Genomic DNA, 24,640 nt, shown 5'->3' on the forward strand with positions numbered 1-24,640 from the left:
TTTTTGTGTTTAGCAACAACCGGCCGTTTTAACTATTTTTTGCTGTTAGCCTTCAACTAAAAATTCTCTTACATCAGTAATTACGCCTGTAACTGCGGCCGCTGCTGCAGTTAAGGGACTGGCTAATAATGTTCTTGCGTTTTGTCCTTGCCGCCCTTCAAAATTTCTGTTTGAAGTTGAAACGCAGTATTTCCCTGCCGGAATTTTATCTTCGTTCATTCCCAAACAGGCACTGCAACCTGGTTCGCGGAGTTGGAAACCAGCGGCTTCAAAAATTTTATCCAAACCTTCGTTTTTAGCTTGCTGTTCTACTTGTTTAGAACCAGGAACAATCCAAACGGTTACGTTATCCGCCTTGCGTTTATCTTTAACAAACTCTGCAACTTCACGTAAATCTTCAATGCGTGAGTTTGTACAACTTCCAATAAAAACATAATCTACCGGTTTGCCTATCAAAGCTGCGTCGTCATCAAAGCCCATGTAATCCAGTGCTTTTTGATATGAAAGCTTTTCTTTTTCTGGTTGTGATTGAGTTGCCGGAATAATTTCACGAATGCCCATCCCCATTCCAGGATTGGTACCGTAGGTTATCATCGGAGCGATATCAGCCGCATCAAAAGTTAAAATGCTATCGAATTTCGCGTCAGCATCGCTGTATAATGTTTTCCAGTAAGCAAGCGCTTTATCCCATTCCGCTCCGGCCGGGGCAAATTCTCTACCCTTTATATAATCGAAAGTGGTTTGGTCCGGCGCAATTAATCCGCCTCTGGCACCCATTTCAATGCTCATGTTGCAAATTGTCATTCTCGCTTCCATGCTTAAAGCTTCAATAGCCGAACCTGCATATTCGATAAAAAATCCGGTTCCACCGGCAGCAGAAATCTGAGCAATAATGTAAAGGATAATATCTTTTGCGCCCACACCTTTTCCAAGCTGCCCGTTTACTTCAATTTTCATCGTTTTAGGTTTCGATTGCAACAAACATTGCGTTGCAAAAACCTGTTCTACCTGCGATGTTCCTATCCCGAAAGCAATTGCTCCGAAAGCGCCATGGGTAGATGTGTGACTGTCACCACAAACCATTGTTTTGCCAGGTAGGGTAATGCCCAGTTCTGGTCCGATAACATGAACAATCCCCTGGAAAGGATGGCCAAGGCCATAAAGTTCAATCCCAAATTCTGCGCAATTTCTTGTCAGCATATCTACCTGATAGCGGGAAAGCTCCTCTTTAATAGGTTGTAGCTGGTTTAAAGTTGGCACGTTATGGTCTGCCGTAGCCACCGTTTGTTTCGGTCTAAAAACCGGTAATCCTCTTTTGCGCAAACCATCAAACGCCTGCGGAGAGGTTACCTCGTGTATTAAGTGTGTATCAATGTATAAAATATCAGGAAATCCTTCTTCACTTTTTACAACGTGTGCGTCCCAAATTTTCTCTACTAATGTTTTTGACATCATATGTGTTATTAGCCCCACCTCAACCCTCCCGGGTAGGAGGGAGTAGCAAGTGTGTTAATAAATTGCTCACCTTTTTAAAGGCATATACTCTTTTTATCAGCGGAAACGCTGGTTTCTCTTTTTAAGCAGTTTTAATTGCCTTCATTGCCGTCATTGCCTTACGCAGTGTGGCGCCAATTTGTTCTACTTCATGTGAGCGAATTGCTTCGTTAACATCGATAAGCTTTCTGTTATCTACTGCGCCATCTTTACCTTCGTTAAAGTTTTTACCAACCAAATCTGTATCTACTTTCGTCATGAAATCTGCTAACAATGGTTTACAAGCCTGGTCGAACAAGTAACAACCATATTCAGCCGTGTCGGAAATTACGCGGTTCATTTCGAACAGCTTTTTACGGGCAATCGTATTCGCAATTAGTGGTGTTTCGTGTAACGATTCGTAATACGCCGACTCCGGTTTAATTCCTGCCTGAACCATAGTTTCGAAAGCGAGCTCTACCCCCGCACGAACAAAAGCAACCATTAACAGGTAGTTATCGAAATATTCTTGTTCACCAATTTTAACATCGCCGGCAGGTGTTTTTTCAAAGGCTGTTTCGCCAGTTTCTGCCCGCCATTTCAATAAATTTTTATCACCCGCTGCCCAATCTTCCATCATCGTCCGGCTAAATTCACCACTCATAATATCATCCTGATGCTTTTGGAAAAGCGGACGCATAATGTCTTTCAACTCTTCCGAAATTTCGAAGGCTTTGATTTTAGCAACATTGCTTAACCGATCCATCATCGCAGTAATACCACCTTGCTTTAAAGCTTCAGTAATTACTTCAACACCGTATTGAACAAGTTTTGATGCGTAACCAGCATCGATGCCTTTTTCTACCATTTTATCAAACGATAAGATGGATCCGGTTTGCAACAAGCCGCAAAGAATAGTTTGCTCGCCCATTAAATCAGATTTCACCTCAGCCACAAAAGACGATTTTAAAACACCAGCCCTGTGCCCGCCAGTACCTACACAATAGGCCTTCGCCTGTGCTAATCCTTTACCTTGAGGATCGTTTTCAGGGTGTACCGCAATTAAAGTCGGCACGCCAAAACCGCGAACATATTCCGCTCTAACTTCGCTTCCAGGACATTTAGGTGCAACCATAATAACGGTTAAATCTTTACGGATTTGCATACCTTCTTCTACAATGTTGAAGCCGTGAGAATATAATAAAGTGGCTCCATCTTTCATTAAAGGCATAATTGCATTCACAACTGCCGTATGTTGTTTGTCGGGAGTGAGGTTAATTACCACATCAGCAGTAGGAATTAGTTCTTCGTAAGTACCAACTTTAAAGTTGTTTTCAGTTGCATTTTTCCATGAATCTCTCTTACCTTCAATTGCTTCTTTGCGCAATGTGTAGCTTACATCTAAACCACTATCTCTTAAATTTAAACCTTGGTTTAAGCCTTGGGCACCGCAACCAACAATTACCAGTTTCTTGCCTTTTAAAGCACTAATGCCGTCCAGAAACTCTGAACTTTCCATGAAATCGCATACACCTAATTGGTTTAATTTTTCTCTAAGAGGTAATGTGTTAAAATAATTTGACATCGTTTTGTTATTTATTTTATGGTTCTATTTTCTAATTATCAGTCATTCTGAGCTCGTAAAAAGATTTTTGCTTAATCAATCTAATGGCCTGTTTCATCTCGTGACAAAACATTTTTATTTTGTTGAAAAGCAAATCCTGTGCTTTTCGGCTATTTCAGTCCCGCTTTTTGTTCCTGCCGGAGAAAAACCGGCATCCACGCCAATCGGGTTTATTTTACCAGGGTTCTGTGTTTCAAAATTTTCCTGCGTCCCTCATGGTTACAAATCAGCGGCAAACTTACGTTCACTTTTTATGCAGACTGAACATCAACAATCACCTTCTTCAGTGCCCAGGCGTAACCGTAGTGCAGGTTATCATGGCCGATTGTTGTAATCAGTACCTCCTCAATATTCTTCATTTCAACTCCGTAAGTTGAAGTTGAAAAGGCCATTGCATTTGCAAACGCACCCTTTGCATAATCATCTCTTATTTTTTCAATGCTTTCGAGCGCAATCGCCTTCAATTCTGCAACCTCTTCCTGGCTTACCCTGTAAGTTGGGCGGGTATCTTTTTTGTAAAACTCATTAAACTTTACCGAGCCTGCATCTGCAAGTATGCCTGTGCGTACATAACAAAGTGTTTGTGTGCTCACTACAATGTGGCCAAAGTTCCAGATGATGTTGTTATTATAGCCATCCGGAATTTTGTTCAGCTGTTCAATTGTTAAGTCATCGATAAGCTGGATAAAGGCTTTTCTGGAATTAATTATGAAATCAAATACTTCGTTTATCATTTTATGCTTCTATCTCTGATTCGTCCAATGGCTGATTAAAAGTAATCTTGTTAAAGAACGGATCGTTTACGGTGACAGCCCAGCTTCCGTAGAAAGTTTTTTCCAAGCCTGGCCTGTTGTATTTATATTTTTTATCTATTATTTGCTTATGAAATTCATGTAAGCCGGTACAATCGACGTGAATGTGCGCTCCCGGAGAACTATCGCCGTGATGCTCACTCAGGTGTAATTCAATTCCACCTAAGGAGATTTGAATATAAACCGGCGTATTTTCTTCAAACCGATGTTCCCAGTCAATTTTAAAGCCCAGCCAATTCACATAAAATTCAATCGCTTTATCATAATCGAATATTCGAAGAATCGGCTTAACACTTTTACATTTCATTTTCCTTAAGTTTTTAACCGCAAAGAGGCGCTTTTTGCTAAAGATTGCCAGGCATCATGCTTGTAATCCCTGCTTTTTCCTCTTGCTCAATGCTACATCGTAAAAATCTTTTCTCCTTTATCTAAAAACTCGTTTTCTACAAGTTCCTCTCCGGGTTCAAAAGCTTCAAACTCTTTCAGTTTTTCATGGAAACCAGCGCTATCTTTTATAATGGCAACCCTTGCCGAACGCACAAACTCTATCAGTTCATATGGTTCAAGTGCCTTTACGAGTGCATCAGTTTCTTCTCTGTGACCAGTTACCGCGAAAACAGTATAATCTTTACGAATAACCACGGCACTTGCGCCATATTGCCTCAACAAACGCTCAACAGTTACCTTTTCAGCAATTTCATCGGTTGAAACTTTGTAAAGCGCTAATTCCTGCCAGATAATTTCGTCGTTAGTATTGAAATAAACTTTCAAAACTTCAATTTGCTTTTCAATCTGTCGTGCAAGTTTCCTCACAACCTCATAACTTTCGGTAATTACGATGTTGAAGCGATGAATCCCGTCAATTTCAGATGCCGAGCTGTTTAGGCTCTCGATATTGATTTTTCTTTTTGAGAAAATAATCGCAATCCTGTTTAACAAGCCAATCCGGTTCTCGGCATATACCGTTATCGTGTATTCCTGCTTTCCGTCTAAATCAGCTTTATCTATTTTATGTTCTATTGTATTTTCAGTACTCATGATGTTTCTTTTAACCGTATCGTCCATTTCAACCGTGCGGAGCAAACTTTATTTTAAGTTCTCTCCATTTGGCTGCGCTCCAGTCGAGTTAACGCTTGCGCCGCCTTTCATTCCTGGCTCTATTTCAACCTAATTTCACTTACGCTCATTCCCTGCGGAACCATCGGAAAAACGTTGTTTTCTCTTCCAACCATTACTTCCAACAGGTAAGAACCTTCGTGGTTAATCATGGTTTCCAATGCCTTTCTTAAATTAGCCCGTTCATCAACCTTAGCGCCTTCAATATAATAGGCTTTTGCCAAGGCCACAAAATCCGGACTGGTTATGTTTACGAAAGAGTAGCGTTTATCGTGAAATAATTGTTGCCACTGGCGAACCATTCCCAAGAAACGGTTATTTAAAATCAGGATTTTTACCGCTGCGCCGAATTGCATTATCGTACCCAGTTCTTGCGGTGTCATTTGGAAACCACCATCGCCGATAATGGCAATTACTGTTTTAGCAGGCGCACCATATTTGGCGCCAATTGCTGCAGGCAAACCAAAACCCATTGTTCCTAAACCACCAGAGGTAATATTGCTGCGGGTGTGATTGAATTTGGCGTAACGACAGGCAACCATTTGGTGCTGACCAACATCGGTAACGATTACGGCATCGCCGCCACAAATTTCGTTGATGTTGCGCAATACCTCACCCATAGTCATTTCATCACCGGTAGGATAAAGTTCTGGCGTAATAACCTGGTCTATTTCCTGTTGATTATAGTCTTTGAATTTAGCCAACCAATCTTCATGTTTGTTTTCGTTTACTAAATTGGTAAGCAGGGGAAGGGTCTCTTTACAATCGCCCCAAATTCCAACTTCTGCCTTCACGTTTTTATCAATTTCAGCAGGGTCGATGTCCAGGTGAATAACTTTTGCTTGCTTCGCATACTTATCCAACCTACCGGTAACGCGGTCGTCGAAACGCATACCGATGGCAATTAACACATCACATTCGTTGGTTAAAACATTTGGGCCATAGTTTCCATGCATGCCCAACATGCCAACATTTAGTGGATGTGCGGTCGGGATTGCACCATCGCCCATAATCGTCCAGGCGGCAGGAATACCGCTTTTTTCGATAAAGGCTTTAAATTCTTGTTCGGCACCACCTAGAATTACACCCTGGCCAAATAAAACAAAAGGCTTTTTGGCAGCATTAATAAGTTCTGCTGCCTGCTCGATGTATGCGACCCTCACTTTTGGTTTGGGGCGGTAGGAGCGGATATGATTGCATTTTACATATTCAGGAAATTCCTCAACCTGTAATTGTGCATTCTTTGTGATGTCGATTAGCACCGGACCAGGCCGGCCGCTTTTAGCAATGTAAAATGCTTTAGCTAAAACTTCAGGAATTTCCTTTGCATCGGTAACCTGATAATTCCATTTGGTAACTGGAGTAGTAATGTTGATTACGTCTGTTTCCTGGAAGGCATCTGTACCCAGTAAATGCGCAAAAACCTGTCCCGTGATACATACCAACGGTGTGCTGTCAATTTGAGCATCTGCTAAACCGGTAACTAAATTTGTTGCACCCGGCCCGCTTGTTGCGAAACAAACTCCAACCTTGCCACTTGCCCGGGCAAAACCTTGGGCTGCGTGAATGCCACCTTGCTCGTGACGAACCAGAATATGTTCTAATTTATCTGCGTAATCGTAAAGTGCATCGTAAATTGGCATAATTGCACCGCCTGGATAACCAAAAATAGTGGTTACACCTTCTTCAATTAATCCATTCAATAAAACCTGCGATCCTGTTCCTTTAAACGAATGTTTTGAGGTTTCTGCTTTAACCTCGGGTTGTTGTACTATATCTTGTGCAGTTTCCATAATCTTGTTTTTGCGGTTGTATATTCTTTAATCTAAAACCGGATTCTTCCCCCGGTTTTTCCAAATTAATTGAGCAATCTCTCCTTTTTATCGATTGGGTTTGCATTTTGCAAACCTCCACCAAGAATAGCTCTACGTTGAGCTTTAAACGCCTTTGGCATGTTCCGGGTGCCGACCCAAATCAAAGTCATAGTCTGTGATGCTGATTTTGGCTCACCACAGCCCGACACAATTTGCGGCCGCATACTTGCCCGCTCAATTCTACTTTCAATGCTTTTAATAATTTGCATATTGTATTCATTTAAATATTAATTTATTGTCGGGATGACTTTAAAATTTAATATTCATCAGTTACGCAACCACTGGCAGCGTCTGAAACTGTTTTGGCATATTTATAAAGCACACCTTTAGTTACTTTTAAAGCTGGCTGAACATATTTTTTTCTTCGCTCTGCGATAATTTCTTCGCTTACCTGTAAACTTATAATATTGTTTACAGCATCAATTAAAATTGGATCGTTATCCTCTACCAAGCCAATCAACCCGCCCTTGTAAGATTCAGGCGTGATGTGGCCAACTACGAAACCATGTGTTCCGCCGGAGAAACGGCCGTCGGTAATTAAAGCAACCGATTTCCCCAAACCCGCACCGATAATAGCAGAAGTTGGTTTTAACATTTCAGGCATGCCTGGCGCACCTACCGGACCAGAGTTTTTAATCACAATTACATCGCCAGGTTGTACCCGCCCACTTGAAATGCCTGCAATTAAATCATGCTCCCCATCAAAAACACGTGCAGCTCCCTCAAACTTTTCTCCCTCTTTACCAGAAATTTTTGCTACTGATCCTTTTTCAGCAAGATTGCCGTAAAGGATTTGCAAGTGGCCCGTTGGCTTGATGGGTTCGCTCAATTTTTGAATAATTTTTTGGTCGTAGTCCATAATGGATTTAACATCGGCCAGGTTCTCAGCAACAGTTTTCCCGGTTACGGTTAAACAATCGCCATGTAACAAACCTTCGTTCAACAAGTACTTTAGCACCGCGGGTATACCGCCATACTGGTGTAAATCCTGCATCAGGTACTTACCACTTGGTTTAAAGTCTGCAAGCACAGGCGTAACATCACTCATCTTTTGAAAATCATCCTGAGTAATTTCTACACCAATAGCCTTACCCATTGCAATAAAATGCAATACGGCATTGGTGCTTCCACCCAAAATAATAATCGAGCGTATCGCATTTTCAAACGCTTTTCTTGTCATGATATCAGATGGTTTGATATCCTTTTCCAATAAAATTTTGATGTATTTTCCGGCGTCTAGACACTCTTGCTTTTTCTCCGGACTAATTGCAGGGTTGGAAGACGAATAAGGTAAGCTCATACCTAAAGCCTCAATAGCAGATGCCATGGTATTTGCCGTGTACATACCTCCACAAGCGCCGGCACCCGGACAAGTGTGTTTAATGATGCCCTGATAATCTTCTTCAGAAAGATTTCCGCAAATTTTTTGTCCCAAAGCTTCGAAAGCAGAAACAATATTTAATTCCTCGCCCTTGTAATGGCCAGGAGCAATTGTGCCACCGTAAACCATTATTGAAGGCCGATCTAAACGAGCCATTGCCATAATTGCACCAGGCATATTTTTATCACAACCAGGAATAGAAATTATTCCATCATAATATTGGCCGCCGCAAATGGTTTCAATACTGTCTGCTATTACATCGCGACTAACCAGTGAGTACCGCATGCCATCGGTGCCATTACTCATGCCATCACTCACTCCAATCGTATTAAAAATCAAGCCTACTAAATCATTTTTCCAAACCCCAGCCTTTACATCTTTCGCAAGGTCATTCAGGTGCATATTGCAGGTGTTTCCATCGTAACCCATGCTTGCAATGCCAACCTGTGCTTTTGCCATATCTGCATCGGTTAATCCGATTCCGTAAAGCATGGCCTGTGCCGCGGGTTGTGTTGGGTCTTGTGTAAATGTTTTACTGTACTTATTTAATTCGCTCATTGTTTAAAATGTATATTCTGGTTCTATTGGTTTTCATTTATATTCATGCCAGGTATTAGATAATTTTAAAAGGTACTTCCTACCAGACAATTTCTGTTAACAGCTTTCTGCTAAATAATTACCTCATAGTTTACTTTTTCAAGCACAAGATTTTTATAAGCACGTTGTATTGTATAACCTATTGATTCTCTCCAAAGGGTACGAAAAACGATGTCATCGATTGAGGCAATACCTGCTATCTCTGTAGCAGTTCCACATAAAAATGCACCATCAGCCTTCCTTAAATCCTCAACTGTTAATTTTTTTTCGATGCATTCAATATCCAGAACTGTGCAAAGTTCTTTCACTGTTGCCCTGGTAATTCCAGGCAAAATATTGCCCAATGATGGGGTGTATAACTTTCCGTCTTTCTCAAGAAAAATGTTTGCACCCGACGATTCAGCTACAAATCCATGCATATCTAACAGCAAGGCATCATCGTAACCTTTCACATTGGCCGCAGTTGTGGCTAAAATCGAGTTTACATAATTTCCACTCAATTTAGCCTCCATTGGAGTCGATTTAGGATTTGGCCTTTCATAATCTGAAATGCTTAGCTTTAAAAGCTTATTTCCAGAGTAGGCATCCCAGTCCCAGGCGCATATAAAAATTGAAACACCACCTGGACTGTTTAACTTCATATTAGGGTGGCAAAAAACCAAGGGCCGGATATAAGCATCCTTTAACTTATTTAAAGTAAGTAGCTTGTAGGTTTCCTTAATCAGCTCCTGTTTATCCCAGGGAAAGGGAATGTTTGCCAGTTGACAAGAACGTTCTAAGCGGTCGAAATGTGCTGCAGCCTTAAAGATGCGGTTTCCATTATGTGTTTTATAAGCCCTAATGCCTTCGAAGGCAGCGTAACCATAATGTAGCGACTGCCCGTATAAGTCTGTACTGCTATCCATAGCTTTTTCGAACCGACCATCAAGGTAAATAATCGTATTAGAATTATAGTATTTCATAATACCGCGTTTTGTTATTTAAAAAAAGCGTCCTGTTTTTGTCAGGACGCTTTAAGTATATTAATTATTAATAATCTATTTAAAAGCCACCCGTCTTCTTTCCTAAAATTAGGAGTAGGAGATTGAGAATAATGACAGGCAACAACAGCGCAAAACCACCTGTGGTTGTAGCGCTATTATTAAAAAATGTATTGCTTCGAATTGTCATTATTTCCTGATGATTTATAAATACCAATTTAGTTTTTGGTTCATTAATATGCAAGAGAAATCAAAAAAAAGTGAATTTAGAATAATATTTTATAATACACCGTTGCTACCAAATATTATTCTATCATATAATAGATTTAGTGATTTAATGCCGTCAACCTTATACCAAATATCGAAACGGTATACGGTATGTTTATTATGCAAGCATTATAAAATAGGTTACATTCTTCTTAAAATGAATAAAAAAACAGCGAAAGTTGAATTTTTTAATTAAACATTAATCAAAAAAAAAGCCTTTCCGAAAATCGGAAAGGCTTTATAAATGCTGAGCTTTCAGCAATAAGAATTTCAATTAAGCAATACCTTCCGCTAAAACAACAATTTTGTTGTGGATAACTTCAACCACACCGCCCTTGATAAAGAAGCGTTGTTCATCGGTTTTGTTCGCTTTGATAATTACTTCCCCATCTTCTAAAGTGGAGATGATAGGGGCATGGTCTTTCAAAATCTGAAAAGAACCTAAAGTACCCGGAACAGTAACTGCCGTTACTTCACCTTCGTAAACTTTTTTATCTGGAGTTAATATTTCTAAATTCATTTTTAAAGTTTTACGTTCTACGTTTTAAGTTTTAAGCGTTTCCACCATAATTATAACGTATAACTTATTACGTACAACGTCTTAATTAGCTTCTGCTAATAATTTTTTACCTTTTTCAATAGCATCTTCAATGCTACCAACTAAGTTAAATGCAGCTTCCGGATATTCATCAACTTCTCCGTCCATAATCATATTGAAACCTTTGATGGTATCTTTGATATCAACCAATACACCTTTTAAGCCGGTAAATTGTTCGGCTACGTGGAAAGGCTGAGATAAGAAACGCTGAACACGGCGAGCTCTTGATACAACCAATTTATCCTCTTCAGATAATTCGTCCATACCTAAAATCGCGATGATATCCTGTAGTTCTTTATAACGTTGTAATGTTTCTTTAACACGTTGTGCAGTGTTATAATGCTCATCACCTAAAACCGCTGGAGAAAGGATACGTGAAGTTGAATCCAATGGATCTACCGCAGGATAAATACCTAACTCGGCAATTTTACGGGAAAGTACAGTAGTTGCATCTAAGTGGGCAAATGTTGTTGCCGGTGCAGGGTCAGTTAAATCATCTGCAGGTACGTATACCGCCTGTACAGATGTAATTGAACCGCGTTTTGTTGATGTAATACGCTCTTGCATTAAACCCATTTCGGTTGCCAATGTTGGTTGGTAACCTACTGCAGATGGCATACGGCCTAACAAAGCCGATACCTCAGAACCTGCCTGTGTAAAACGGAAAATGTTATCAACGAAGAAAAGAATATCTTTTCCAGCGCCTTCGCCATCACCATCACGGAAATATTCTGCAACAGTTAATCCTGATAATGCAACACGTGCACGTGCACCAGGAGGCTCGTTCATTTGACCGAAAACCAATGTTGCTTTAGATTCTTTTAATTTTTCAGTATCAACAGCTTTCAAATCCCATCCACCTTTTTCCATTGAGTGTAAGAATTCGTCGCCATAATTGATTACGCCCGATTCGATAAATTCACGAAGTAAATCGTTACCCTCACGAGTACGCTCTCCAACACCTGCAAATACTGACAAACCAGCATAAGCTTTAGCAATGTTGTTAACCAACTCCATGATTAATACTGTTTTACCTACACCAGCACCACCAAACAAACCAATTTTACCACCTTTTGCGTAAGGCTCTAATAAATCGATTACTTTAATACCAGTGAAAAGTACTTCAGTTTCGGTTGATAAATCTTCAAACTTAGGAGGAGTAGCATGGATAGGACGACCGTCTGCTTTATCTACAGCTGTAATACCATCAATCGCTTCACCAACCACGTTAAATAAACGACCTTTAATTTGATCGCCTACAGGCATTTTAATTGCTGAACCAGTATCAAGTACCTTCATTCCACGCACTAAACCATCTGTAGAATCCATCGAGATTGCACGAACGCGATCTTCACCTAAGTGTTGTTGAACCTCTAAAACGATTTTTTGTCCATTTTCTTTCGTTATTTCTAACGCATCAAAAATTTTAGGTAGATGGGCATCATCAGCAAAGCTAACGTCAACCACTGGGCCGATAATTTGTGCTATTTTTCCTAAGTTAGGCATATCTGTTGTGAGTAAATTTATTACAGTCAATGAATTAAAGCAGTTTCAAGGGGCTCCAATTCGGTTGGCAAAGTTAAGTTATTCCAAGTAAATTTTAAATATATATTACAAATTTTTTCAACATGATTAAAAGGGGTTGTTTCAAGTCGGGCTAATGCCAAAACGGAGCTATTTTTTTCACTGTTTATGGATGAATTTAAATTTCCGAACGTCATCGTCAAAAGTGATAGAACTAGGTGTTTGACGAGAAATTATTTCCTCTTTTGGCGCTTTTACATTTTTGTTAAGCAGAAATATAGTTTGTTTGTTGCATATTTATAATTGTGTTAATTTCAATCTTTAATAGGGATGATCGTAACAAAGGTATCGTAGCTTATTACTTATTACTATAATAATATAAATGAAAACCATTTTAACAACAGGAAGCAACGGTTTATTAGGGCAAAAAATAACTGAAAAGGTTTTAGCGGAGGGAAGGGTGAAATTGATAGCAACTTCAAAAGCTGCAAATCGTTACCCTAAAATAAATGGTTATGAATACGCAGAAATGGATATTCTAAATCCAGCTCAGGTTAGAGCAGTTATTGAAAAACATAAGCCAGATGCGATTATACACACCGCTGCAATGACGAATGTTGATACTGCCGAGGCGAATAAAGAGCTTTGCCGTCAGTTAAATGTAGATGCTGTTCAAAATTTATTATCGCTTTGCGAAGAAAAGAATATTCAACTCATCCATTTAAGTACCGATTTTGTTTTCGATGGTGCGGATGGGCCTTATAAAGAAGATGATGCCGTCAATCCGGTTAGTTATTATGGTGAATCGAAAGTGTTGGCCGAAGAATTAATAAAGAACTCAAAAGCCGATTGGGCAATTTTAAGAACGATATTGGTTTACGGCATTAACAATGATATGAGCCGAAGCAATATTGTGCTTTGGGCAAAAGGTGCGCTAGAAAAGGGTTTGCCAATTAATGTGGTGAATGATCAGTATCGGATGCCGACCCTGGCGGAAGATTTAGCAGAAGCCTGCTTGCTGGCTGTTGAACAGAATGCGAGCGGCATTTATCATGTATCGGGTAAAGATTACATGAGTATTGCAGATTTAGTGCGGAAAGTTGCCGATTATTGGGCGCTTGATAAATCGATAATTACAGAAATAAGTTCTGAGAGCTTAAACCAAACGGCAAAACGACCTGTGAAAACTGGTTTTATACTCGATAAAACGGTTAAAGATTTAGGTTACAATCCACATAGCTTTGAGGAAGGTTTGAAGATTGTGGATGAGCAAATTAAAAAGGTAAATTAGTTCATTAGTGATTAGTTTATTGGTCATTTGGCAAACGAAATAATGAACAAATGACCAAATAAATTTAAACAAAAAACAAAACAAAAAATATATGTCACTACAAATTGGCGATCAAGCCCCAGATTTTAAATTATACAGTTCAGATTTAGCTGAAGTTTCTTTATCAGCATTTAAAGGAAAAAAAGTAATTATCCATTTCTTTCCGATGGCTTTTACAGGTACATGTACCGAACAACTTTGCACCATGAGAGATAATTTTAGTTTCTATGAAGGTATTGATGCACAGGTGCTGGGTATTTCTGTAGATTCTCCGTTCTCGTTAGCTAAATTTAAAGAAGTTCAAAACTATCAGTTCCCACTACTGTCTGATTTTAACAAAGATGTTTCTTCAGCTTATGGCGCTTTTTACGATGAATTTGTGTTCGGATTAAAAGGTGTATCGAAAAGAGCAGCCTTTGTAATAGATGAAGAGGGTAAAATTGCTTATGCTGAAGTTTTGGAGAATGCTGGTGATTTGCCTGATTTTAAAGCGATTAATGATTCATTAAAAGCTTAAATTCATTAAAAGCAAGGTAGGACCTGGATTTTTTTTCAAATTTAATTGCGAATTTAAAACTCAAATCTTACTTTTGCAGTCCGTTAACAAACGGAATTGCATTTGTAGCTCAATTGGATAGAGCATCTCACTACGGATGAGAAGGTTTGGGGTTCGAATCCCTACAAGTGCACAATTTGGATGAAGCCTTGTCGCCCCATGGCGGTAAGGCTTTATTAATTTTAAAGATAACCTAAACCACGTTGATGCTTAATTTAGTTCTCTTTGGCCCTCCGGGGGCGGGTAAAGGCACCCAATCCGAAAAATTGATATCAAAATATCAATTAATACACATTTCAACCGGCGATTTGTTCAGAGCGCATGTTAAGGGAGAAACCAAATTAGGGAAAAAAGTTAGTCAGTTGTTAGCGGATGGAGAACTCGTGCCAGATGCAATTACGATTGCGATGCTTGAAGAAGAGGTAGATAAAAATCCGGAAGCTAAGGGATTTGTATTTGATGGTTTTCCGCGTACTGTTCCTCAGGCAAAAGAACTCGATTTATTTTTGGAGCGCAAGGGCAGTAAAATTGACGGCGTAATCGCTTTAGATGTAGACCAGACTGAATTGACCAAACGCATTGCTGAGCGCCACAAAATTAGTGGCAGACCGGATGATGATGCCGAGAAATTAAAGAAACGAATTTCGGAATACTTCGATAAAACGATTCATGTATTGCCTTATTATGAGGCGCAGGGAAAGTTGAAAAAAGTAAACGGAATCGGAGAAATAGAAACAGTTTATAATGATCTTTGCGCTGTAATCGATCAGTTTTAAACCGTAGAATTTAAAGTTTTAACATCCGCAAAAAAAGCATTAGTTGTTTTTTGCGGATGTTTGTTTTTTAGCGAATTTTGTCAACAAAAATCGCCCATCTAAAATGTAAAATCAATATGTCACAAGGTTCAAATTTCGTAGATTATGTAAAAATTTGTTGTCGTTCTGGTAAAGGCGGGGCAGGTTCTGCACATTTGCATCGTGATATTTTAACTTCAATGGGCGGTCCTGATGGTGGTGATGGCGGTCGCGGAGGCCATATCATTGTAAAAGGAAGTGTGCATATATGGACTTTATTACACCTTAAATACCGGAAACACATCATTGCTGAGGACGGTGGTGCTGGTGGAAGCTCGCATAAATTCGGGAAACAAGGTACTGATGAAATTCTTGAAGTTCCGCTTGGAACAATTGCCAGAGATGCCGAAACAGGAGAAGTTCTTTTCGAAATAACTAAAGATGGCGAGACTAAAATACTTACGCCAGGTGGCCGTGGAGGATTAGGGAATGCACATTTTAAAAATGCGGTTCAACAAACTCCCCGTTATGCGCAACCTGGTGAGCCTGGAAAAGAAATCTGGAATATTCTCGAACTAAAGGTTTTGGCCGACGTTGGTCTGGTTGGTTTTCCAAATGCCGGAAAATCTACTTTATTATCTGTCGTTTCTGCTGCCAAGCCCGAAATTGCCGATTATCCTTTCACTACAATTGTTCCTAACCTGGGCATTGTAAGTTATAGAGGCGGTAAATCATTCGTAATGGCAGATATTCCCGGCATCATCGAGGGTGCCTCGAAAGGAAAGGGTTTAGGTTACCGTTTTCTACGCCACATAGAACGTAATTCTGTACTACTTTTTATGGTGCCTGCAGATACTAGCCGAAGCATTAAAGAAGAATATGAAATCTTAAAAAGCGAACTTGAATCCTACAATCCGGAATTAATGCAAAAGCCGCACGTTTTGGCCATTACAAAATCTGATATGCTGGATGAGGAACTTATGGACGAAATGAAGCAGGATTTACCAAATATTCCTTCAATTTTTATTTCATCAGTTGCTGAGAAAAACATCTTGGAGTTGAAGGATATGTTGGTTAAAGCTATAGAAGGATAATCATACAACGAGATGCTTGAAATAAATTCGTTAACTCCTGATTTTATCAACAGCCAGTCCAATCCATTCTTTAAATAGTGTATCCCAGGAAGACATTGCGCCCGCTTCGGGAACAAAATCGTCGAAAGATATTTTCGAAACCTCGCCATTGTAATTTGTAGGCAAATAGTCTGGCTTATTTGCAAGGGTCCTGTCGAATATTAGTTTTGCCCGCGGAATGTGCCATGCACTGGTTACAACAATAACCTTTGCGCTTGGATTATACTTATCAATTATCGCCCTGCTGAATTTGGCGTTTTCTATTGTATTTCTGCTTTGATTCTCAAAAAACACGTCAGAATCAGGTATACAAATTTGATGGAGAAATACCTTTACCAAATCGGCTTCTTTAACCTGGTTATCAGTTAGGTCGGCGTTGCCACCAGCAATCAAAATCTTTCTGATTTTGCCCTTTCGGTATAAAGAAATGGTTTGAAATAGTCTGTCGCTGGTTCTGTTAAACTGGATATCGTTATTACGTTTGTTTAGGCCAGAAAAGCCGCCCAGCACAATGGCTACATCATAATTTTTTATTGCTTTGGGATATTCAGGTTCGTACAAATTATAAACTTTCCTGATGATGAAACCGTTAGAAAACAACAATAAAATGATGAGCCCGAAACTAAAAAATCGTCTTTTTAGTTTCGGGCTTTTTATAAAAAAGGCAGTAACCAACAGGCTGCAGCACCAGAAGAAAGGCTTAATCAGAAACAATAGAATCTTCGAGAGGATAAAAATCATGGGTTGATATTATCCTGTAAAACTAATAAAATGTTTCGATTGTGTTTTGCCCCTTAACCCTGGCCTTCCTGAACCTGAGTGTTTTCGTGAGCGTTTTCTAATATTTCTTTAACGCTCGATTTTGGCTTTTTAGCAACGGTGTGCTTAAAATGAGGAACTTCATGTTCCACTATATCATTTTCAATTGCCTCAACTCCGAACACTTTTTCCTTTAGCAAATTGTATTTATCCTGAAATCCGTAGCGTAAATTTTTAGCGCCACCGGCAATTTTCCCTCGTGTGCCAGCGCCGCTATCCGGAGCAAATAAAATACTTATGATTGCCCCAGCAGCCAAACCCGCAACCAGAGCTAGTGCGATTTGTGCGTTATTATCCGATTTCTTCGTTAAATATTTTCCGATTAACTTTCTGTATTTCATAACGTAGCATTTTTTTAAAGGAACAAATCCTATGTTATAATGTTTCATAAAAATCTTAATAAGTAGATTATTTGTTAAGTTTATCGTTCAATTAACTTCAAAAAAAATGGTAAAAGCAACGATAAATAAAGAACATTATGCCTGTTCTGTAACTAACGGTTCGCACGAAATTGTGGTAGATGAACCGATTGAATTAGGCGGAACACACAAGGGGTTCGCTCCAAAAGGTTTGTTAATGGCATCGCTGGCTTCTTGTGTTGCAATTACTTTGAGAATGTACATCGACAGAAAAGGGTGGGAGGTAGATAAAATCGATGTAGAAGTTAATATCAGTGTTGAAAACGCCGAAACGATATTTTTAGAAGAAATTACCTGCACGGGCCAATTAACGGATGAACAGAAACTCAGGCTTGAAGATATTGCTTCAAAGTGTCCGGTAAGCAAAATTTTAGCTGCCGGCCATGATATTCGTTCGAAAGTACTGTAAAGGCAACGGTGCAAAACTCGTTTACACAATGCTAAAAAGCTTTAATATATTTGTAGGCTTTCAGTTTTTTCTGAAGTGAATAAATTATTATGGCCACCGAAATTAAATGTCCTAGCTGTGCTCATGTTTTTCCTATGGAAGAAGCCATGGCCGAAGATTATAAGAAAGAGTTGCGTGAGAAAATGGTCGCCTTTACGAGGCAGAAAGATGAAGAATTTCAACGCAAATTAGCAACGCTCGAAAATGAAAAGCAGTTGCAGCAGAAAGCCTTTGATACCAAAATGGCTGAGGAGAAGAATAAGCTGAAAACGGATTTAGAAGAGAATTTGCGAAAAAGTATTGCTTCCGATTACGAAACTAAACTGCAGATGTTGGAGGGTTCGGCAAAAGATAATGCCGAAAAATTAAAGCTTGCCCGCGAAAAGGAACTTCAGTTTTTGAAACGCGAAGAAAGTTTGCTTTTAAAAGAACAGGAAATGGAACTTTCTCTGCAGCGTAAAATGCAGGAGCAAAGAACTGAATTGGTGGAGCAAATTCGTAAACAGGAAGCCGAAAAAAATAGCATTAAAGATACTGAACATCAGCTGCGTTTAAAGGAACTCGAAAAGCAACTCGACGACCAGAAGAAATTAGCAGAAGAAATGAAACGAAAAGCCGAACAAGGCAGCATGCAGTTGCAGGGTGAGGTTCAGGAACTAATTTTAGAGGAATTGCTGCGTAGTAATTTTCCGTTCGATTTAATTGAGGAGGTTGGTAAAGGTGTTCGGGGGGCAGATTGCGTACAGGTTGTACGCAACCAGTTCGGGCAAGAGTGTGGCAAAATTATTTATGAAAGCAAACGCACGAAAGATTTCGGTGGCGATTGGATTGAAAAGTTGAAGAAAGATATGCGCAGCATGGGTGTTGATGTTGCGGTAATCGTAAGTCAGTGTTACCCTAAAGGAATGGATTGCTTTGGCCAGCGAGATGGTGTGTGGATTTGCTCTTTTGAGGAAGTGAATGCCGTGGCCTACGTATTGAGAGACGGAATTTTACGGTTATCTAGTGCAATGAAATCGCAGGAAAACCGCGGAGATAAAATGCATATGTTGTACGATTACCTTACCGGAGCCGAATTTTCGGAGCAATGGAAGGCTATCCGTGAAGGTTTTTTGAGCATGAAACTTTCCATTCAACGCGAACGTGATGCAATGGAACGCTTGTGGAAAGCTCGCGAGAAGCAACTTGAAAAAGTTTTATTGAATGCGACACACATCCGTGGCTCCATTGAAGGCATTGCCGGAAGCGATAGTATACAGTTAAGTTTAACCGATGATGATGAAGAGCAATTATTACTGGATTAAATGGAAGACCTTGCCTAAAAGCAAGCTTACAATCGCAGCCTCATCATCGGGCTAACCGAAGTAAAATCAGAAATGTGTGGAATGCCCGTTTTACATGGTTTCAAAAACAAGAAAAAAAGACTCACAAATAAATTATACAAAGTGAATAAAGCAACCAACAAATACCTTAACCGCTCTAAATTTTTAGCATTAATTTGCATTTTGTTTTTTTTCGGGAACGTTTCCGGACAACAACTGAAATCGCCTGATGCAAATTTGACTGCCACTTTTACTTTGGCTGATGGTGGCGTACCAACCTACAGTTTAAAATACAAGGGAAAGGATGTTATTAAAACCAGCAAACTTGGTTTAGAACTTAAAGAAGGTAAATCGTTAATGAATGGCTTTGCCATCACCGATACCAAAACGAGCACTTTCAACGAAACCTGGAAGCCGGTTTGGGGTGAAGTAAAGGAAATTGTGAATCATTACAACGAGTTGGCTGTAACCTTAACGCAAAAAGAAACCAACCGCTTCATAATTGTTCGTTTTCGTTTATTTAATGATGGACTGGGTTTCAGGTATGAATTTCCGGAACAAAAAAACCTCGATTATTTTGTGATAAAAGAAGAAAAAACGCAGTTCGCACTTGCCGGCGATCATAAAGCGTTCTGGCTTCCCGGCGATTACGATACTCAGGAATACAGCACAGTTACATCAAATTTGTCAGAGGTGCGAGGAAAAATGAAAGCAGCGGTTACGCCCAATGCATCGCAAACTACTTTTTCGCCAACAGGTTTACAAACCCCTCTAATGATGAAAAGCAAAGATGGTTTGTACATCAACATCCATGAGGCTGCCTTGATCAACTACTCCTTAATGTCGCTAAATCTTGATGATAAAAACATGGTTTTAGAATCGTGGTTAACACCAGATGCAATTGGCGACAAAGGCTATATGCAGGCTCCTTGTTTATCTCCATGGAGAACGATAATTGTAAGTGATAAGGCAGGCGATATTTTAACCTCAAAACTAACTTACAACCTAAACGAGCCAACAAAATTTAAGGATGTATCGTGGATTAAGCCAACGAAATATGTAGGCGTTTGGTGGGAAATGATTACCGGAAAAAGTACCTGGGCATATAACGATTTAACAAGCGTGCAGTTGGGCGTTACCGATTACTCGAAGACTAAACCCAACGGAAAGCACGCCGCTAATACTGCTCATGTAAAAGAATACATCGATTTTGCTGCAAAGAATGGATTAGATGCCGTTTTAGTTGAAGGTTGGAATGAAGGTTGGGAAGACTGGTTTGGAAAAACGAAAGATTATGTTTTTGATTTCGTAACACCATATCCGGATTTTGATGTGCAGGAATTACACCGCTACGCAGCAAGCAAGGGAATTAAGATGATTATGCATCATGAAACTTCTTCTTCGGTTCGTAACTATGAGCGACATTTAGACACGGCATATAAGTTTATGAAGGCTAATGGCTATGATGCGGTAAAAAGTGGTTATGTGGGCAATATGATTCCCCGCGGAGAGCATCATTATGGGCAATGGTTAAATAATCATTATTTGTACGCCATTCAAAAAGCTGCCGAATATAAGATTATGGTGAATGCCCACGAAGCGGTGCGGCCTACTGGTCTGGCTCGTACTTACCCAAATTTAATCGGAAACGAATCTGCCCGTGGAACCGAATACGAGGCTTTTGGTGGTAACAATGCCGACCATACCACGATATTACCCTTTACCCGTTTAATTGGTGGGCCGATGGATTATACACCTGGTATATTTGAAACAAAAGTTAGTGTTTACAACCCGCAGAACACTTCTTTTGTCCACAGTACTTTGGCTCGTCAGTTGGCGCTCTATGTAACAATGTATAGTCCGCTGCAAATGGCTGCTGATTTGCCGGAAACTTATAACAAGTATATGGATGCTTTTCAGTTTATTAAAGATGTAGCCGTTGACTGGGATGAGACGAGAGTTCTGGAGGCTGAGCCTGGAGATTTTATAACATTTGCCCGTAAAGCAAAAGGTAAAGCGAATTGGTTTGTTGGTCGCACTAATGATGAAGTTGCCCGCACCTCGAAAATTGACTTTAGCTTTTTAGATGCAGGTAAAAAATATACTGCAACAATTTATGCTGATGCTAAAGATGCCAATTATGAAACTAACCCAAAAGCTTATACCATCCGTAAGATGGAAGTTACCAATAAAACGAAGTTGACTTTAAATTGTGCTCCAGGTGGTGGCTATGCAATCAGCATAATGGCTAAGTGAGATTAATTTGAAGAAAATAACTTTCACATTAAAGTATAAAAGTTTTGAACTTGAGCCGCAGCATTACGCTGCGGCTTTTTTTTGCTAAAATATCCTGGTTGATTTTTGCAAAAACTCGGTTATTGATTTCATTTTGAAGAATGGCAAGCAATTAACGATGCTGAATAGCTCTTCGCCCAGCAGCATGGGTTTGCTATTCGGATAACGTGGAGCTTTTAAATTCTTGTCAGTAGCATCTGGCCTCTTTCAGTATGTTCCTGTATGGTGGCCAATGCCAAACTGGCAACGTTTTTAACATGCTTATTACTACTTGCGTTCATTAATGCCGACACTGCATCCTTTAATTTTTTATGCGTGTCCACCTGTCCCTGCATAAAGGCTCTGTCGAAAGCTTCGCCGCTTAAAGATTGCAATTTGGTGAGCAACGCTTTGCCATCTGCCGTTGGTGTCTGAACCATTGTGCCCATGTCTTTAAGTATTTTTCCCATCACTTCCTGTTCCGCAGCTTCAAATTTTGCGAACATTTTTACTTCAGCATTTGAGACTTTGGTTAATGCAAGCTGACTGGTTTGAAGGGAAGCCGTACCCAGCATCGCAATCTTTGCCTGCAGTGCTGTGTCAGCATTTTGCGCCATTGCTGCAACTGGATTTAGTACTCCCCCAGCAACAGAGGCGCCAGCGCCAATTACTAAAGCTGTTTTAATTGATTTTGCGAGAAATTCCCGGCGGTTGCTTGTGTCTTTAATTTCCATAGTCATAGATTATTATAATTCTTGAATCAGGCTAAATGACATTTGAGCAAGGCCCATATGCCAGGTCACCATACACTTTTTTATCGTAAGAATAACACGGATTTTTATTTACAGGTTTGCGAATTATTAAACATTCCGGTACATTTTTCAAAGCTTTTAACAACTAAAGGCTTATCTAATAAAACATATCCGCGTGTTTTATTTCATTCACAAACACCGCGTTCAGGTGCTTGGGGCGTTTGTCTTCAATGCGATAGTAATCAACATGAAAGCGTCTTGATGATATCCATGGATTTCGCCAGTTGTTGTGCATATGGAATGTATAGGTTTCGGGCATGGGGATTGTTTGCATCCGCATCCCAAAGGCCGGAGTGGTGCCAAAAGTGGCCGTGGTCCCAATCCGGCCGATCGATAATCGGATACAGGCAAATGCCCTTCAAAGGAATGCCCATTTGCAATGTTTTGAAACATTCCTTCGTAATCATTTCAAGCCAGTTTGGTCTGTGTTCGCCCGCGTGGCTCGTTTCCGAGAGTACAATTGGAATTTCATAGCGCAGGTAAGCCTCCTCCAGCAAAGATGAAAGCGATCTCCACCTTGGATCTGGATCCACGTTTGCCCAGGGTAGAAAGGATGGTTCGTTGGCCAGCCATTGATTATTGTAATAAAAATTTAAGCCAATGAAATCAACTAATTCTGCAGCTCCACCTAATTCCGGACAGATTTTTCCAGTTAGCATGTCGGTGGTTTGATATTGGATTTCATGTTTTTCTTCCGCATCCATGATCATATATAAACTGGCATTTAATGCAGGTACAATGTTTACCAATGGTTCGGTGGTCATTATCCAGGCTTCCGGGTTAATAGTCTTAATTGCTTTTATCCCCTGGATATAAGCTTTCACCAAAGCGTATTTTATATCCCAACCTATCCCTTTTGCATAAGGCGTTGTACTGGCTTGTTCTCCGCCCAACCACGAAATGAACCCAACTTCATTAACAGGTGTGACAATTAATCGTTCATTAGGATAATTTTTTTTTTGAAAGGTTGCAAAGGCAGTGCAAATGCTTACAAACCGTTCTGAAAAATGGGGGTGTAGCGGACTTAAATCCACAGGAAAACCAAAATGGCATATGTCCCAAATTTGTTGAATGCCGGTAACTGCTGCGGCTTCCATCATCGTCTTTACCGTGTCGAAATTGTAGTGATATGGCCGTTCTTCTACAAAACTCCATCGAATGCCTTCGCGTACCGTGTATATCCCCAAGTCAGCCAGCAGGCGATAATCGGCCCGGGCAGCTTCGATATGTCCTGTTTCACTGAGCAGATCTACCCTGTTTCCAAAGTGATTAAGCTGATCTGAACACTCAAAGCCACCCATCCAAAAGGATCGGAACGGACAGGTATTTTTCATCAGCTGGCCAGTAATTTATTATTTTCAAGCAAGGTAGAAAGCATTTTTTGTTTCATTTCTGCGAAGGTATTGTCCCATGATTTATCCTTAAGAAACAAATCTACCGAAGCAAGCCATTTGGTTTTGTCGACTAAAGCAATGCTTTTTTCTGCCTCACTTATAAATTCTTCGGCGTTTGAAGAGATTGACACAAGTCCGCTTATACCATAGGGCTGCACCACATCCCTGATTGGAGTGGATACAACACGCTTACCCGCAGCCAGATATTCTGGTGTTTTGGTTGGGCTGATAAAACGGGTTGAAGCATTGATTGCAAAAGGGATCATCGCAACATCCCATCCGGAGAGATATGCAGGAAGTTCCTTATAGGATTTTTGGCCTAAGTAATGAATATTGGGATGATGAGGAAGGCTTTCCCAAGGAACCTTTACAACCGGTCCCAACAAAATTAGTTGCCAATTGGACCTCTGCACAGCAATTTCATTGATGAGTGCGCTGTCGAAACGTTCATCTATAACCCCGAAAAACCCCAGTTTTATGCCTTCAATCCGGGCCTGGTCTGCTGGTTCTGCAATTGCTGTCCTCGCCTGCGCAAAATGTTCTTTATCGATGCTGCTTGGAAAAATATGAATGTTGTTATGTTGGCCTTTCTTTGCCTCGTGTAGGGAATGTCCGCCGGTAAATACAATGTCTGCGGTTGTTAAAAGTGCCTTTTCCATTTGTAGCAGTTCAGGTGGAGCAAAGTCGAAGGCAGAAAGCTCATCCATGCAATCGAATACCGTTAATGCGGGACCGTGGTTATCAGAAAACATCAATGCCATTGGCGTGTAGTACCAAAAAATCCAATCGGCCATGTTTTGGTTTTTTAAAAACTCGGTAAGTAAGTTACGCATGGTAAGCCTTTCGTGCTCAGGGTTTGCCTGGTGCGTAAGATGCGGGGTGATGATGGTTAGCTTTTCTGTTCTTTTATCAATTACAAAACGATTATTTCCCTGCGTGTCCCATATCGGTTCCTCCAAAACAAACACATTTGTTTCTTGCGCAAAGCGGCTCATGAGGTGTTGGGGCCTTTGAAACACGAAATCCCACCGAAGTTGAGAAAAGCACAGTAAGTTTTTAGGAAAGGCGAATTTTTCTAATTTCATTTTAAGAT

23 protein-coding genes and 1 tRNA gene are annotated in these 24,640 nt (G+C 40.1%); 8 read left to right on the plus strand and 16 right to left on the minus strand.

The window, feature by feature from the left end; translation table 11 throughout:
• Nucleotides 1-45: 45 nt before the first annotated feature.
• The 11 genes from leuC to atpD form a co-directional block, all read right to left on the minus strand.
• A complete protein-coding gene (gene leuC, locus ASG14_RS05520) occupies nucleotides 46-1,452 on the minus strand; it encodes a 3-isopropylmalate dehydratase large subunit (RefSeq protein ID WP_082491352.1) in 1,407 nt (468 codons plus the stop codon).
• A 124-nt stretch (nucleotides 1,453-1,576) separates the two neighbouring features.
• Nucleotides 1,577-3,058, minus strand: coding sequence for a ketol-acid reductoisomerase (gene ilvC, locus ASG14_RS05525; RefSeq protein ID WP_056869991.1), 1,482 nt, complete (start codon nucleotides 3,056-3,058; stop codon nucleotides 1,577-1,579).
• A gap of 290 nt (nucleotides 3,059-3,348) precedes the next feature.
• Nucleotides 3,349-3,831, minus strand: coding sequence for a DinB family protein (locus ASG14_RS05530; RefSeq protein WP_056869992.1), 483 nt, complete (start codon nucleotides 3,829-3,831; stop codon nucleotides 3,349-3,351).
• A gap of 1 nt (nucleotide 3,832) precedes the next feature.
• The gene (locus ASG14_RS05535) at nucleotides 3,833-4,216 is read right to left on the minus strand and encodes a glyoxalase superfamily protein (protein WP_056869993.1); all 384 of its coding nucleotides are present in this window, start codon (nucleotides 4,214-4,216) and stop codon (nucleotides 3,833-3,835) included.
• A 92-nt stretch (nucleotides 4,217-4,308) separates the two neighbouring features.
• Nucleotides 4,309-4,947 carry an acetolactate synthase small subunit gene (gene ilvN / locus ASG14_RS05540; protein ID WP_056088599.1) on the minus strand — a complete coding sequence of 213 codons (639 nt, stop codon included), beginning with the start codon at nucleotides 4,945-4,947 and terminating at the stop codon, nucleotides 4,309-4,311.
• A gap of 119 nt (nucleotides 4,948-5,066) precedes the next feature.
• Complete coding sequence (gene ilvB, locus ASG14_RS05545) at nucleotides 5,067-6,818, minus strand: biosynthetic-type acetolactate synthase large subunit (RefSeq protein ID WP_056869994.1); 1,752 nt, start codon at nucleotides 6,816-6,818, stop codon at nucleotides 5,067-5,069.
• Between the two features lie 65 nt (nucleotides 6,819-6,883).
• Complete coding sequence (locus ASG14_RS05550) at nucleotides 6,884-7,108, minus strand: hypothetical protein (RefSeq protein ID WP_056869995.1); 225 nt, start codon at nucleotides 7,106-7,108, stop codon at nucleotides 6,884-6,886.
• Between the two features lie 47 nt (nucleotides 7,109-7,155).
• A complete protein-coding gene (gene ilvD / locus ASG14_RS05555) occupies nucleotides 7,156-8,838 on the minus strand; it encodes a dihydroxy-acid dehydratase (protein ID WP_056869996.1) in 1,683 nt (560 codons plus the stop codon).
• Between the two features lie 110 nt (nucleotides 8,839-8,948).
• Nucleotides 8,949-9,839, minus strand: coding sequence for an aminotransferase class IV (locus tag ASG14_RS05560; RefSeq protein ID WP_056869997.1), 891 nt, complete (start codon nucleotides 9,837-9,839; stop codon nucleotides 8,949-8,951).
• 559 nt (nucleotides 9,840-10,398) lie between these two features.
• Complete coding sequence (gene atpC, locus ASG14_RS05570; RefSeq protein WP_056869999.1) at nucleotides 10,399-10,644, minus strand: ATP synthase F1 subunit epsilon; 246 nt, start codon at nucleotides 10,642-10,644, stop codon at nucleotides 10,399-10,401.
• 81 nt (nucleotides 10,645-10,725) lie between these two features.
• A complete protein-coding gene (gene atpD / locus ASG14_RS05575; protein ID WP_056870000.1) occupies nucleotides 10,726-12,228 on the minus strand; it encodes a F0F1 ATP synthase subunit beta in 1,503 nt (500 codons plus the stop codon).
• 400 nt (nucleotides 12,229-12,628) lie between these two features.
• On the opposite strand from atpD, the gene ASG14_RS05585 reads away from it, so the two are divergent.
• From ASG14_RS05585 to obgE, 5 genes are all read left to right on the plus strand, one after another.
• Complete coding sequence (locus ASG14_RS05585) at nucleotides 12,629-13,537, plus strand: SDR family oxidoreductase (RefSeq protein ID WP_056870002.1); 909 nt, start codon at nucleotides 12,629-12,631, stop codon at nucleotides 13,535-13,537.
• 91 nt (nucleotides 13,538-13,628) lie between these two features.
• The gene (locus ASG14_RS05590; RefSeq protein WP_056870003.1) at nucleotides 13,629-14,093 is read left to right on the plus strand and encodes a redoxin domain-containing protein; all 465 of its coding nucleotides are present in this window, start codon (nucleotides 13,629-13,631) and stop codon (nucleotides 14,091-14,093) included.
• Nucleotides 14,094-14,191: 98 nt separating this feature from the next.
• Nucleotides 14,192-14,265, plus strand: a tRNA-Arg gene (locus tag ASG14_RS05595).
• Nucleotides 14,266-14,338: 73 nt separating this feature from the next.
• Nucleotides 14,339-14,908 (plus strand): adenylate kinase, encoded by a 570-nt coding sequence (locus ASG14_RS05600; protein WP_056870004.1) that lies wholly within the window; start codon nucleotides 14,339-14,341, stop codon nucleotides 14,906-14,908.
• Between the two features lie 116 nt (nucleotides 14,909-15,024).
• Nucleotides 15,025-16,020 carry a GTPase ObgE gene (gene obgE / locus ASG14_RS05605; RefSeq protein ID WP_056870005.1) on the plus strand — a complete coding sequence of 332 codons (996 nt, stop codon included), beginning with the start codon at nucleotides 15,025-15,027 and terminating at the stop codon, nucleotides 16,018-16,020.
• A 30-nt stretch (nucleotides 16,021-16,050) separates the two neighbouring features.
• Here obgE and ASG14_RS05610 read toward each other — a convergent pair whose 3' ends face one another.
• The gene (locus ASG14_RS05610) at nucleotides 16,051-16,800 is read right to left on the minus strand and encodes a YdcF family protein (RefSeq protein ID WP_082491354.1); all 750 of its coding nucleotides are present in this window, start codon (nucleotides 16,798-16,800) and stop codon (nucleotides 16,051-16,053) included.
• 53 nt (nucleotides 16,801-16,853) lie between these two features.
• Nucleotides 16,854-17,219, minus strand: coding sequence for a YtxH domain-containing protein (locus ASG14_RS05615; protein ID WP_056870007.1), 366 nt, complete (start codon nucleotides 17,217-17,219; stop codon nucleotides 16,854-16,856).
• Nucleotides 17,220-17,325: 106 nt separating this feature from the next.
• On the opposite strand from ASG14_RS05615, the gene ASG14_RS05620 reads away from it, so the two are divergent.
• The 3 genes from ASG14_RS05620 to ASG14_RS05630 all read left to right on the plus strand — a co-directional run bounded on the left by ASG14_RS05620 (nucleotide 17,326) and on the right by ASG14_RS05630 (nucleotide 21,323).
• Entirely contained in the window at nucleotides 17,326-17,706 is a 381-nt protein-coding gene (locus ASG14_RS05620; protein ID WP_056870008.1) for an OsmC family protein, read from the plus strand.
• A gap of 89 nt (nucleotides 17,707-17,795) precedes the next feature.
• Nucleotides 17,796-19,049: a DUF2130 domain-containing protein gene (locus ASG14_RS05625; RefSeq protein ID WP_056870009.1), complete on the plus strand. Its 1,254-nt coding sequence runs from the start codon at nucleotides 17,796-17,798 to the stop codon at nucleotides 19,047-19,049.
• Nucleotides 19,050-19,130: 81 nt separating this feature from the next.
• Entirely contained in the window at nucleotides 19,131-21,323 is a 2,193-nt protein-coding gene (locus ASG14_RS05630) for a glycoside hydrolase family 97 protein (RefSeq protein ID WP_235528524.1), read from the plus strand.
• Nucleotides 21,324-21,538: 215 nt separating this feature from the next.
• On the opposite strand, the gene ASG14_RS05635 is transcribed toward ASG14_RS05630, so the two are convergent.
• From ASG14_RS05635 to ASG14_RS05645, 3 genes are all read right to left on the minus strand, one after another.
• Nucleotides 21,539-22,075: a DUF4142 domain-containing protein gene (locus ASG14_RS05635; RefSeq protein WP_056870010.1), complete on the minus strand. Its 537-nt coding sequence runs from the start codon at nucleotides 22,073-22,075 to the stop codon at nucleotides 21,539-21,541.
• A gap of 260 nt (nucleotides 22,076-22,335) precedes the next feature.
• Complete coding sequence (locus ASG14_RS05640; RefSeq protein WP_056870011.1) at nucleotides 22,336-23,487, minus strand: hypothetical protein; 1,152 nt, start codon at nucleotides 23,485-23,487, stop codon at nucleotides 22,336-22,338.
• Nucleotides 23,487-24,632: a glycosyltransferase family 1 protein gene (locus tag ASG14_RS05645; protein WP_056870012.1), complete on the minus strand. Its 1,146-nt coding sequence runs from the start codon at nucleotides 24,630-24,632 to the stop codon at nucleotides 23,487-23,489. Before ASG14_RS05645 ends, ASG14_RS05640 begins: the two co-directional genes overlap by 1 nt.
• Nucleotides 24,633-24,640 lie beyond the last annotated feature (8 nt).

The organism is Pedobacter sp. Leaf194 (assembly GCF_001423945.1).
GTDB lineage: Bacteria > Bacteroidota > Bacteroidia > Sphingobacteriales > Sphingobacteriaceae > Pedobacter.

What these genes read in the sequence shown, in the direction of transcription:
- leuC (WP_082491352.1), bottom strand. Translation starts at nt 1,452, where the DNA reads ATGTCAAAAACATTAGTAGAGAAAATTTGGGACGCACACGTTGTAAAA.
- ilvC (WP_056869991.1), bottom strand. Translation starts at nt 3,058, where the DNA reads ATGTCAAATTATTTTAACACATTACCTCTTAGAGAAAAATTAAACCAA.
- ASG14_RS05530 (WP_056869992.1), bottom strand. Translation starts at nt 3,831, where the DNA reads ATGATAAACGAAGTATTTGATTTCATAATTAATTCCAGAAAAGCCTTT.
- ASG14_RS05535 (WP_056869993.1), bottom strand. Translation starts at nt 4,216, where the DNA reads ATGAAATGTAAAAGTGTTAAGCCGATTCTTCGAATATTCGATTATGAT.
- ilvN (WP_056088599.1), bottom strand. Translation starts at nt 4,947, where the DNA reads ATGAGTACTGAAAATACAATAGAACATAAAATAGATAAAGCTGATTTA.
- ilvB (WP_056869994.1), bottom strand. Translation starts at nt 6,818, where the DNA reads ATGGAAACTGCACAAGATATAGTACAACAACCCGAGGTTAAAGCAGAA.
- ASG14_RS05550 (WP_056869995.1), bottom strand. Translation starts at nt 7,108, where the DNA reads ATGCAAATTATTAAAAGCATTGAAAGTAGAATTGAGCGGGCAAGTATG.
- ilvD (WP_056869996.1), bottom strand. Translation starts at nt 8,838, where the DNA reads ATGAGCGAATTAAATAAGTACAGTAAAACATTTACACAAGACCCAACA.
- ASG14_RS05560 (WP_056869997.1), bottom strand. Translation starts at nt 9,839, where the DNA reads ATGAAATACTATAATTCTAATACGATTATTTACCTTGATGGTCGGTTC.
- atpC (WP_056869999.1), bottom strand. Translation starts at nt 10,644, where the DNA reads ATGAATTTAGAAATATTAACTCCAGATAAAAAAGTTTACGAAGGTGAA.
- atpD (WP_056870000.1), bottom strand. Translation starts at nt 12,228, where the DNA reads ATGCCTAACTTAGGAAAAATAGCACAAATTATCGGCCCAGTGGTTGAC.
- ASG14_RS05585 (WP_056870002.1), top strand. Translation starts at nt 12,629, where the DNA reads ATGAAAACCATTTTAACAACAGGAAGCAACGGTTTATTAGGGCAAAAA.
- ASG14_RS05590 (WP_056870003.1), top strand. Translation starts at nt 13,629, where the DNA reads ATGTCACTACAAATTGGCGATCAAGCCCCAGATTTTAAATTATACAGT.
- ASG14_RS05600 (WP_056870004.1), top strand. Translation starts at nt 14,339, where the DNA reads ATGCTTAATTTAGTTCTCTTTGGCCCTCCGGGGGCGGGTAAAGGCACC.
- obgE (WP_056870005.1), top strand. Translation starts at nt 15,025, where the DNA reads ATGTCACAAGGTTCAAATTTCGTAGATTATGTAAAAATTTGTTGTCGT.
- ASG14_RS05610 (WP_082491354.1), bottom strand. Translation starts at nt 16,800, where the DNA reads ATGATTTTTATCCTCTCGAAGATTCTATTGTTTCTGATTAAGCCTTTC.
- ASG14_RS05615 (WP_056870007.1), bottom strand. Translation starts at nt 17,219, where the DNA reads ATGAAATACAGAAAGTTAATCGGAAAATATTTAACGAAGAAATCGGAT.
- ASG14_RS05620 (WP_056870008.1), top strand. Translation starts at nt 17,326, where the DNA reads ATGGTAAAAGCAACGATAAATAAAGAACATTATGCCTGTTCTGTAACT.
- ASG14_RS05625 (WP_056870009.1), top strand. Translation starts at nt 17,796, where the DNA reads ATGGCCACCGAAATTAAATGTCCTAGCTGTGCTCATGTTTTTCCTATG.
- ASG14_RS05630 (WP_235528524.1), top strand. Translation starts at nt 19,131, where the DNA reads ATGCCCGTTTTACATGGTTTCAAAAACAAGAAAAAAAGACTCACAAAT.
- ASG14_RS05635 (WP_056870010.1), bottom strand. Translation starts at nt 22,075, where the DNA reads ATGGAAATTAAAGACACAAGCAACCGCCGGGAATTTCTCGCAAAATCA.
- ASG14_RS05640 (WP_056870011.1), bottom strand. Translation starts at nt 23,487, where the DNA reads ATGAAAAATACCTGTCCGTTCCGATCCTTTTGGATGGGTGGCTTTGAG.
- ASG14_RS05645 (WP_056870012.1), bottom strand. Translation starts at nt 24,632, where the DNA reads ATGAAATTAGAAAAATTCGCCTTTCCTAAAAACTTACTGTGCTTTTCT.